Genomic DNA, 11,689 nt, shown 5'->3' on the forward strand with positions numbered 1-11,689 from the left:
CAAATAATTTCTTACTCGCACCATCTTTTTTGTTTTGCGATTAAATCAGCTTTGGTTAGATTGTATCCTGCATTTATGATATTTTCTTTTAGGCTTTGTTCTTTATTTAGTGCATTTATTGTTTGATTTAGCACTGTAATTTTATCGCTTTGTCCGTTTTTATTTAATGATAAACTCATATCTTTTAATCTTTTACTTTCTTTACTCAAAAGCTCCAAGTTTTTCAAAGTTTCTTCTTCGTTATTTTTGAAATTTCGCATATCCATAATCTCTTTGTCGTATTTAAGATTCGCGGCTTTTAATTTTAATTTATTTTGTTCGTTCTCCAGTCTTGCTCTATTAAGCTGTGCATTTTTTCTGCCGCCGTCAAAAATGTCCCAAGTAAAAGAAATTCCAACTCTATAGCCGTATTTTTTGCTATCTTGCACACTTTTCCAATATCTGTCTTTGTCGTCTCCATAAAAATCATATTTTGCATAAAAAGATATCGTAGGATAAAAAGAGCTTTCAAGAGATTTGATATTTAGTTCATCTTCTTTTATCTTAGAAACTATTTGCATCGCCATAAAAGTATCTTTAAAATCCAAAAATTCATAATTTTTTTGAATATTAAAATCATTGAAATCAAAAGCATCGTTTATATCTAAATTTGAAAGCATTGAAATCATATTTAAAGCGTAAGCTGTTTGTGTTTTTGCGCTTAAAATTTCATCTTTTATTTGAGATAAGTTTATATTTATATCAGCGACATCAAGTTTTGATTTTTCACCTATTTTATTTAATCTTTTTGTATAATCCAAAAGAGTTTCATAAATATCAATCTTTTGACTATTTATATTTAAACTGTTTTTTAAAATCAAAACTTTTTTATAATTTTCCAAAATTTCAAGCGCCAAATTTAATTCATCATCACATTTTTTAAAACTCATTGTTTCAATTTTTTGTTTTGCGCTCTCTTTTCTATAATAATCGGCTCCAAATTTTAAAATATCATATCTTAAAATAAGTGAAGCCGAGTTTTGAAAAGTAGTAGAACCGGCAAGTGAGCTCTCGCCGACATAAACCAAATTATATCCGTCATCAAATCTTTTAGAATATTCAGAGTTTAAAGCCAATGATAAGGTAGGATAAAAATAAGAATATGCGTAATCCAAATCATTTGAAGCTAAATTTATATCAAGAGATGATATTTTTATATCTGGAGAATTTTTTAAGGCATGCTTTAGAATTTCATCAAATGTGATAGCAAGTGATCTATCCATAAACAAAAATACAATAACAATGATAAATTTTAAAGATTTTAGCATTAAAAGCCTTTTAAATTTGTTGGTTTTTGATTATATGATTTTTTGTTTAGTTAAGTATTAAAATTTGTGTGAAATTTATAACAATTATAATAAAATCAATAATTTTTTAAAATAGCTTAATAATTAAGCTATATTTTACAAAACCATTTAAGTTTAATTTTTAAAAAATTTCAAAAGTAAAATTTAAAAAATATATCAATTCTTAATATGCAAAAAAATATTTGATATTTTTTAAAATAGTACTAATATTCATTACAATTAGGCTGCTAAACCTTTGATATTAATGCAAGCTTCTCCAACTCTGTTATGCAGCAAAAAAATATGCTCAAATATTTATAATTCTCATAGTTCAAACAATAAATTTATACGAATTAAAAAAGTACATAATAGGAGAAAAACAAGCAAACAAATAAAATATACAAATCCGGCTACACCTAGTATTATAATCAGATAAAATATATCAGCACCGCTAAAGTTGGAAAATACCCAATCTTTCCATAATAAAGTATAAATAGCATTATGCCAACTATGCAATAAATTTAAACTACAAGCGATGGGTTTGTAAGACTTTTAAAATTTTCTTAAAGTCATTTATTAAATCATTAAAAAATCTTCACCATCATTTTTATTTGAACAATCATTATCTTTATCTGACACATTGTTTATCCTTTCTTATAGCGAAAGCTTTGTTTTTATTTAACTTCTACCACCAAGCTTAATTTTATATTTTATAATCTTACTTATTAAATAATACTCAAAATTAATACTTAAATTAATTTTCAAAAATATTTTAAACAATAAAATTATAACAATTTTAAAATATGACAACATAAAATAATAACAAGCACTATTATAATTATTTTAATCATTTTGTGTTGCTAATAAACTAAACTTCTTTATAGTTAATAAAACGCGATATTAAATAGAAAAATTTATATATGTTTAACAAAAATAGCAATCTTGCTATTTAATCAAAGAATAATATTCTATAGTTTAATTTTATTTAAAAATAAATTTTTCAATTGAATTTTTGATTTTTTTATAAAATTTACAATTTTTACAAAAATTTAATATATAAAAAACTATTGGTATAGAAAATACTGTCAATATTATTTTCCAACAAATCTTAAAATTTGTAAATAAACATTGCAAAACATATAAAAAAACTAGCATAGAAAAAACTATATAAATTACTAATAATATTTTTTTAATATAAAACACTATAGGATTAGATTGAAATTCTGAATATGTTGAATTATTTTTATCTATAATGTTGTTAATTTCTTTTATTTTAATTTGAATTTTTCTCGTATACTCCAAAATCATTTTTTCATTTAAATCTTTATTTTTTTCACAATTATCATATATACTTTCTAACAATTTAGTATCTTCTTTAGTGTTCATCGTATAAAAGTTGTTTAATAGCAGCTTGTATAGTTTTTTTGATCTGAATTTCGAATTGGGCTTTAAAGATAACTGAACTAAAGCAAAATAAATTTTATTTAGTTTTTTTAAATTTTCTTTTTGAGTATTTATAAAAATTTTTTCAGATTGGGCTATTGAGTCTGTTATAAATTTTTTAATTACTAATGAAAATATACTTATTATTAAAAATACAATAAACTCAATATCATTCATCTTGCCATCTATAAAAGTTAAAATCTCATTTGATAAATTCATTTAAAATATCCTTGATTTTTTTGGTGAAACTTTTTGATATTTTTCCATTATTTATCATATTATCCCACTTTAATTTTTCATCTCTTAAAAATGCAAATACTTTTTCAGAATTACCTAAAATAATATATCTATTTATACTATTGTTCGTAGTTCCTGTTTTGCAAAAAAATGAAGATAACCCTAAAGTATTTATCGATACTTTTCTTAATATTGACTTTAACTCGTCTAAATACTGAAGTTCGCTACTTGAAAATAAGTTATAATAAGCCATTGATAATTCATATAAAGAAATACCATACGGAGTTGATCCCAAGACTAAAGATGGGAAATCTCCACAATATTCTTTATTGAATAAAGTAGAAATATACTTAGAAACATTGTTAAAACCAACTTTATAACTGGCATTTAAAAAAACTGTATTGTTAGATACTTCTAACGCTCTTGCTAATGACATTGTGTTACATCTGTATTCAAATGCCTCTTTTGCTGTCCAATCTCCATATTTATAGATAGGTATTGTTGATATTTGTTCATTTTGATCTATGCCATTACTTCTTAAATACAAATATATAAAAGGTTTAAGTGTTGAGCCTACATTTCCGAAGTTATTAAATATATAATGATTTCCATGTTTGCTAGCAAAACCTGCAATCTTACCTTTATTTATACATATTACAGAATCTAAATCATTAGTAGAATTTACAAACCAGTTTATTTTATTCTGTATTTTATAGTCTATTGTGCTATTGATTATAAATTTATTATAATCTATTGTTTTCGCAATATCAGGAATAATTGTTGACGGAACAACGTTTATTTGATTTTGCTGTATTTTTGGTGAATGACGCAAATATTTATTAGTTTGATTTCTTGAAATAAGATTTGATTTATTTAATCTAAATAGAATGCTTCTGTATCTATTTAAAAAAAGTTGTTTATTATCAACATATAGATTTGGTCCTCTTAATAACACAATTAAAGATATAAATTCCTTTTTTGTCAGTTCATTTAACCGTTTTGAGAAGTATTTAATTGAAGCAGACTCAAATCCATATAAATTTGATCCCATATAAACGGATTCAATATATTTATCTATAATATATTTTTTTGAAAAGATTGTTTCTATTTTTAATGCCTTAAATATCTCTTTAACTTTTCTTTTTATGGTTTTTGAATTATCATTTAAATAAGCTCTTGATAATTGTTGCGTTATAGTACTTCCGCCTTCTACTATCTTGCCGGCTTGTAAATTTCTATAAAAAGCCCTTATTATGGCAATAAAATCAATTCCTATATGATTATAAAATCTTTTATCTTCTATAGATAATAAAAAATTGATCAAAATTTCTGAAATATCTTTATTTAACCGCTTAGCGTAAATTTTATTTTCATTGGAGCAAACACCGATAGTTTTACCATTACTAGCTTTTACTATATAACCGTTTATATCAATGTCTAAATTAGTTTTCATTTTTTTATTTTACTTTCTTATATTCTAAAATTTCTAAAAACAAATTTTTTTAATACTGTTAATACTTTAATATTGCGAAAATTAATAGTTGTTTTTGTTTCATAGATTGTTATACTATTGTTTTTGTTTAAAAATTTATATAATTTATAATTATTTAAGTAAATATTATTTGCAATATATTTTCTCATTTTTTTATTTTTTTATCCTTAAGTATATAAAAGTTCCTCAAAATCCATAAAATTTTCCTTTTGTTTCAGAGCTTATCTTACACTAAGTCCTTCATCGAGATATTTTACGATAGGATATATGAAAAGCTCTATGACTCGTCTTTTTCCGACTTTCACTTCAGCTATTACGCTCATTCCGGGCTCTATTTGTTTTTCTTTGCCTTCTACCATCAGACTTAATTTTTTCGGTTTTACCTTTATTTCAAAAATTTCCCCAAGTTTTTCGTCTTTTATAGCGTCGTTTCCTATATGTATAAGCTCTCCGTCTATTTTGCCGTATTTCTGAAAGTTGAAAGTATCAACTTTAATGGCTACTTTTTGTCCATTTTGTAAAAATCCTATATCTTTATTTAAAATTTTAGCACTTATGATTAGAGGCTCGTTTGCGGGAATTATACTGATTAGCTCCTCACCACTGCTAACGGAACTTCCAACCGTATGAATCAAAAGTTTTCCTACATAACCGTCTACAGGAGATGCTACGATTTGTTGTTTCGTTTGGAAATTTAGTGCATTTATAGAAGCTTTGATTTCGGCGGCTTCTTTTTGTTTTGTTAAAAGTTCATCCAAAAATTTAGCTTTTTGACTCGTTTTAAAATTCTCAAGCGTTTTTTTAGTTTCACTCAGTTTTGATTTTAGTGCAAGTAAATTTTCATTTGTGCTTTTTATTTGCGAGTTTAAATCAATCTGTTTTGAAAGCGCATCCTCATAATCTTTGCTTGCTATTATATCTCGAACGTTTTTTAAATTTTTAACCCTTTTATCCGCTAAAATTTTCAGTTCGCTTAATTTTGAAATTTCAGCTTGTGTGCCGTTTATTGAGTTTAGTATGCCTGAAATTTTAAAATTCAGTTCATCTATGCTTTCATCAAAATTTTGTTTTTGATTGATATAAAGATTCATTTCGTCGCTGCTTAAATTTGCATCTTTTTGCAATTTTTCACTGAAGCTTAAAAGTTCAAGTCTTTTTATACTGAAATTAAGTGCTTTTAGTTTTTCTTCCTGCGTGATTAAATTTACTTTAGATACGCTTGGATCAATGATTATGAGCGGTTCATTTTTAGATACTTTTTGTCCTTCATAAACTAAAATTTTTGATATTATTCCGTTTTCAAGCGGTTTTAAAATTTTAATATTTCCGCTTGGTATTACTTTTCCGTTGCCGCTTACTACTATATCTATTTTGGCAAACACAAGCCATAAAACCAAAAAAACGAAAATTGTTACAACTATCCATAGAATCGTTTTTCCCAGCGGATTTTGCGGTCTATCCTCTATTTCAATTATACTTGGTTTAAATTCGTATGAATCGTCAATTTTTTTAAAAAGTTTAAACATGATTGAGCCCTGCTTGTGCATCAAGCAATTTTTTATAATATCCATTTTTGGCTACCAATTCATCGTGGCTTCCGCGTTCTTTAATTTCACCTTTATCTATTACTATTATTTCGTCACAATTTCTTATCGTAGAAAGTCTATGAGCGATGATGATGAATGTTCTATTTTCTTTTATTTTATTTAAATTTTCAGTTATTGCTTTTTCGCTTTCATAATCAAGCGCAGATGTCGCTTCGTCAAATATTAAAATTTTAGGGTTGGAAATAATCGCTCTTGCTATCGCGATTCTTTGCTTTTGCCCGCCTGAAAGAGAGCTTCCTCTTTCTCCTACTATCGTATCATATCCTGATGAAAGCTCTTTTATAAAATCGTGCGCTCCAGATATTTTGGCTACTTTTATGATCTCGTCCATAGAAGCGTCGGCTTTTGCATAAGATATATTTTCTCTTATTGTGCCGCTAAAAAGATAATTTTCTTGTAAAACTACGCCTATATTTTGCCTTAAAATATATGGATTGAGATGTCTTATATCAATATCATCAATATAAATAGCACCGTCATTTTGTAAATAAAGCCTTTCGATTAGTTTTGTAATCGTGCTTTTGCCGCTTCCGCTTTTTCCTACTATGCCTACACTTTTATTTGCATCTATCTTAAAACTTAAATTTTTAAGAACCAAATTAGAACCAGGGTTGTATCTAAAGCTTACATTTTCAAATTTTATTTCACCTCTTACTTTATTTAAACTTATCGGTTTATTTGTTGTTTGTTCAGTCGGCGTATTTAATATATCGCCTAATTTATCCACACTTATAATCGCTTGTTGAAATTCATTCCAAAGACCTACAAGTCTCATTACAGGAGACGCAAATTGCCCTGCAAACATTTGAAAAGCGATAAGTTGGCCTACGCTTAATTTTCCTTCTATTACAAGCCCTACACCAAAATATAAAATAGATAAAGTCATAAGCTTTGAAAGAGCGTTTGCAAATCCACTTGCGATATTGCTTAAATTCGAAAGATTAAAACTTGATTTTACATATTTTGCTAAATAATCTTCCCAGTTTCTTTGCATTCCACCCTCAATTGCAAGAGATTTTACGGTTTGCATTCCAGTGATTGACTCTATCAAATAAGAATTTGACCTTGCTCCCATCTCAAATTTGTCATTAAGTCTTGCTCTTAGCATCGGTGTAATAAAAAAATAAATCAAAGCAATTACACTTACAAAAGCTATTGCTATAAGTGTAAGTTTTACGCTGTAAAGTAGCATCATAATGACAAAAACAAAGCTAAAAAGAAGATCAAGCAGCACGGTAACCGATTTGTTTGCAATAAAATCTCTTATGCTATCTAACTCTCTTACTCTTGCCGCTATGTTTCCTACTTTTCTGTTTTCAAAATATGTCATCGGAAGCAATAAAAGGTGCAAAAACAGTTCGCTTCCAAGCTGCGCATCAATTTTTGTCGTAGTGTGAGCAAATATATAATTTCTGGTAAGAGAGAGTAGCATTTCAAAAATAATAACTGCGAAAAATGCTACCGCGATAACATTTAAAGTGCTAATGCTATGATGAGTTAAAACCTTATCAAGAACTACTTGTGTAAAAAGCGGCGTAACAAGCCCAAAAAGCTGCATTATAAAAGAGGCTAGTAAAACTTCAAAAATTATAAATTTAAATTTCAGCATCTTTTTATAAAACCATGCAAAGCCGAATTTGACTTGAGAATTTAAAGCTTTATGAGCCAAAACTATTATTTTGGAATTTGAAATTTCATTCATCTCATCTTTGTTTATCTTTTTTAAGCTGCTCCCGCCATCATAAATCAAAAATGATCCGTCTTCTAAAATTTGGAAAATTACAAAATATGTGTTTTGTTTGGATTGTGCTATAAAAGGAGGTTTATATTTTGAAATTTCAGATATATTTTTGATTTTTGCTTTAAATTCCAAATATTTTGCAATTCTTGTAAGCTCGTCAATGCTTGGTTCGTTTGTATTCAATGCAAATTTATTTATTATTTCTTTAGAATCAAACGGAATTCTATTTATTTGAGTAATAAGTGCAAGCGCCTGCAGAGCAGTTCGCATCGGTCTAACCTTTAAAATTAAATTTTATTTTTTTGATTATACGGCTTTATTTTTTAAATGTAGATTAAATAATATTAATTTATGCTATTATTCACTGTTAAATTCAAATTTCAAACCAAATTCATAAATTTTTAGCAATTTTTTAAAAATTACATAAAGTCGCAATCTTGCTTATTTAAGTAAAATTGGAATTTCAATAAAAATTTTAAGATATAATCGGCAAAATTCTACTAGAAATTAAATTATTACAAAATGTAAATTTTATGAATTTTTAAATTTAAATTTATTTGTAATGTAGATTTAAATTTGAAAAATTTATGGCAAAATCAAATTTTATTTGATTTTGATTCAAAAATAGATTTTGTTATGATATTTTATTTACAAAAGGTAAAAAACACAATTTTATAAATTTATGGTTAGCGGATACAAAGAATTAAAAAGATATTTTAAATAAAAATAGACAAGAATTTAGACAAAGTGCAAAAGAAAATAACCACACTTTTTGAATTTAATAAACAAGATTTTCAATAACAAATTTTAATAAAAGGAGGAAAATTATAAGTTCAATCGCCAGTAGAATAGCAAAAGTTAATTAAATTTTAAATATAGCGGACAAATTTTTAGGCGGCAAAAGTAAACAATATAAAAATACTTTTGATTTTGCATATAAAATATTGATAAAATTTATCTTTAAAGATAAAATAAATTTTAAAAAGAATTACAAAAAAATTTTAACAATGCTTGTATTTTTTAACTTTTTCTTGAATTTTTTTCCGTAATTCCACTTATTCCGTTGCGGCGAGACAATTCATTTAATAAATTTTCAGGATGAATTCCATGATAAGCCAGCGCTACAACCATATGAAAAAGCAAATCGGCTCCTTCATAAATCACATCATATTCAGGCTCATTTTCGTGGTGTTCACCAAAAATTTCACGTTTCAAATCGCGATAATTTTTAGCTCTGCTTAGATCTTTGCACGCAAAAGCGAATTCACTTGCCTCTTCACAAATTTTTTTAAGATGAGTGTTTTCGCCTTTTTCATATAGCTTTGCGACATACGAATTTTTTGGATCCGCATTAAATTTTCTATCCAGGCAAATGTGATAAAGTTCGTCTAAAATTTCGTATTTCGGCTTTGAAATTTTTTCATTTTTTTCATGCGGAATTTCGCCGTCATTCAAAGAAATTTCATTAAAAAAACAACTTTTATGCCCTGTATGGCACGCTGCACCTTTTTGTTCAACTTTTAAAAGCAAAGTATCATTATCGCAATCCAAAAAAGCAGAGCAAACTTTTTGTGTATTGCCGCTGCTTTCACCTTTTTTCCAAATGCGATTTTTTGAACGCGAAAAATAGTGGGCAAAACCTGTCGAAAATGTCAAATTCAGTGCTTCTTCATTCATATAAGCCATCATTAAAACTTCACCGGTGGTGTTATCCTGAATGACAACCGGCAAAAGACCGACTTTTTGCCAATCAATTTTTATTTTATTTTCGCTCATTTTTGCCCTTAAATTTTATCCATTTCACTTCATTCAGTTGCGGTAGAATTTATCGCGCTCTGTTTGGCTTTATCTTTTGTATCAACCCAAATATTCGGCACTGCGCCACCTGGTGTTAAGAAAATTTTAGCATCCGAATTTTCTTTTAAAGCTTCATTAAATTTACCTTGAATTTCTATTTGTTTTAGTGTCAAAAGATTTTTATCAAGACTTTTTGCAATCTCGGTATTCGCATAAGCTGCCGCATCGGCTTCTATTTTAACGGCGTCCGCTCTACCTTGAGCCTCTATTTTTACAGCTTTGGCGGTTCCTTGCGCAAGGGCTGCTTTTTTAAGAGCTTCCTGATTTGCCTTTTCAACTTCGTATTTTGTTCTTTCCGCTTCTTGCTTTGCGATTTGAACGCGCTCGATTTGCTCTTTTACTTTTGTAGGTAGAATAATCTCACGAAGTTGCACTGCAAGTAAATTTACAGGCGAATTCGGCAAAGCTTCAATTGTAGCTTGAATTCCGTCATTTATGGCTAAAGCTATTTCATTACGCTTAGTTGGAAGTTCTTCTGCCGTATATTTACCTGTGACATTTCGCACTACATCGCGCACAACCGGATCTACAATCTTATCTTCCCAATAAAATCCCCATTTTGCAATGGTATTTGAAGCTGTAGTTTCATTTAATTTATATTGAACAGTCAAATCAATGCTTACAGGAAGCGCTCTTGCATCAAATACGGAAATTGAATTTTTTCGAATAATACCTGTTTCACCTTTTAAATTTCCGCCACCCATATCTTCATTGTTTGTATAATTTATAATTCTGACTCTCGTGTCAACTATAAAAATATCCTGTACAAACGGCACAAAAAAATGAAGTCCCGGTTGAAGAGGCGTAGGATCATAACTTCCTAAATTCGATTTGATTCCTACTTGACCGGATTGAATCGTAACAAACGGTCTTGCTAGAACCAAAACCGCAACTATTACAATTAAAATATAAATCAGACCTGAAAATTTACTGAAATTAGGCAAATTAGGCATTTTAAAATTTGTTCCGCCACCGTTTCCGTTCATGTTTTGTTTTTTGTTAAAATAGTCGTTTAAATCTGCTGGCATATTTTCCCTTATTTTACATATGTTAGATAGTGTTCAAATTTCGCATTTTTGCCCATTACGACGTCAAAATACGTTTTTTGCAATTTTTCGGCTACAGGTCCCATTTCACCTTTTCCGATAACGCGTCCGTCGATATTGCTTATCGGTGTAACTTCAGCGGCGGTTCCTGTGAAAAATGCTTCATCAGCGCTGTAAACTTCATCTCTTGTAATTCTTTGACGTTTTACTTCAAAACCTAAATCTTCAGCTATTTCAATAACTGTTTGTTGAGTTATACTTTCCAGACTTGTATCGTTTGGCGGAGTAATTATTGAGCCGTTTCGCACGATAAAAAAGCATTCGCCGCTGCCTTCAGCTATAAAGCCGTTTTGATCCATCAATAAAGCTTCATCATATCCTGCATTTACGGCTTCAAAATTTGCCATTTGAGAATTAAAATAATTTGCACTTGCTTTTGCCTTTGCCATCATTGAAAAAGGTGCAGGCTTCATCCAGGAGCTTATTTTTACCTTTATGCCTTTTCTAAGAGCGTCTTCACCCATATATGCGCCCCATTGCCACGCAGCGATTGCCACATCGACATTTGCGCCTTTGCTAGAAACACCCATTGTGCCGTATCCGAAAAATGCTAGAGGACGAATATAAACAGTTTGTGTAAAATTATTTTCTCTTACAACCTCAATTTGAGCTTTTTCAAGCTCTTCTTGTGTATAAGGTATATTGATTAAGCAAGCGTGAGCCGAATTCATTAAACGTTTTGTGTGCTCTTTCAATCTGAAAATTGCAGGACCTTTGTCTGTCTGATAAGCCCTTACGCCTTCAAAAACAGCATTTCCATAATGTAAAGAATGAGATAGAACATGAACTGTCGCATCTTTCCAAGCTACTAATTTTCCGTTAAACCAAATATACTTAGCTTCATTTATAGTTGCCATATTGTTTTCCTTTTTTAAAATTTT

Annotated in this window: 8 protein-coding genes; all 8 read right to left on the reverse strand. The window is 28.5% G+C overall.

Annotated elements, in window-relative coordinates; all coding sequences use genetic code 11:
* Positions 1–11 precede the first annotated feature (11 nt).
* Positions 12–1,307 (reverse strand): TolC family protein, encoded by a 1,296-nt coding sequence (locus CHAB381_RS06725; protein WP_012109285.1) that lies wholly within the window; start codon positions 1,305–1,307, stop codon positions 12–14.
* A 999-nt stretch (positions 1,308–2,306) separates the two neighbouring features.
* Entirely contained in the window at positions 2,307–2,987 is a 681-nt protein-coding gene (locus tag CHAB381_RS06730; protein WP_041570518.1) for a hypothetical protein, read from the reverse strand.
* Positions 2,971–4,458, reverse strand: a complete 1,488-nt coding sequence (locus CHAB381_RS06735; protein ID WP_012109286.1) for a transglycosylase domain-containing protein — start codon at positions 4,456–4,458, stop codon at positions 2,971–2,973. The genes CHAB381_RS06730 and CHAB381_RS06735 overlap by 17 nt, the downstream gene beginning before the upstream one ends.
* Before the next feature lie 260 nt (positions 4,459–4,718).
* Entirely contained in the window at positions 4,719–6,023 is a 1,305-nt protein-coding gene (locus CHAB381_RS06740) for an HlyD family type I secretion periplasmic adaptor subunit (RefSeq protein ID WP_012109287.1), read from the reverse strand.
* Entirely contained in the window at positions 6,016–8,115 is a 2,100-nt protein-coding gene (locus CHAB381_RS06745; RefSeq protein ID WP_012109288.1) for a peptidase domain-containing ABC transporter, read from the reverse strand. The genes CHAB381_RS06740 and CHAB381_RS06745 overlap by 8 nt, the downstream gene beginning before the upstream one ends.
* A 750-nt stretch (positions 8,116–8,865) precedes the next feature.
* Entirely contained in the window at positions 8,866–9,621 is a 756-nt protein-coding gene (gene hisIE, locus CHAB381_RS06750; RefSeq protein WP_012109289.1) for a bifunctional phosphoribosyl-AMP cyclohydrolase/phosphoribosyl-ATP diphosphatase HisIE, read from the reverse strand.
* 29 nt (positions 9,622–9,650) lie between these two features.
* On the reverse strand, positions 9,651–10,730 hold the full coding sequence (locus tag CHAB381_RS06755; RefSeq protein ID WP_012109291.1) for an SPFH domain-containing protein: 1,080 nt from the start codon (positions 10,728–10,730) through the stop codon (positions 9,651–9,653).
* Positions 10,731–10,738: 8 nt separating this feature from the next.
* Complete coding sequence (locus tag CHAB381_RS06760) at positions 10,739–11,665, reverse strand: branched-chain amino acid transaminase (protein WP_012109292.1); 927 nt, start codon at positions 11,663–11,665, stop codon at positions 10,739–10,741.
* Positions 11,666–11,689: the final 24 nt, after the last annotated feature.

This window comes from Campylobacter hominis ATCC BAA-381, assembly GCF_000017585.1.
GTDB classification, from domain to species: domain Bacteria; phylum Campylobacterota; class Campylobacteria; order Campylobacterales; family Campylobacteraceae; genus Campylobacter_B; species Campylobacter_B hominis.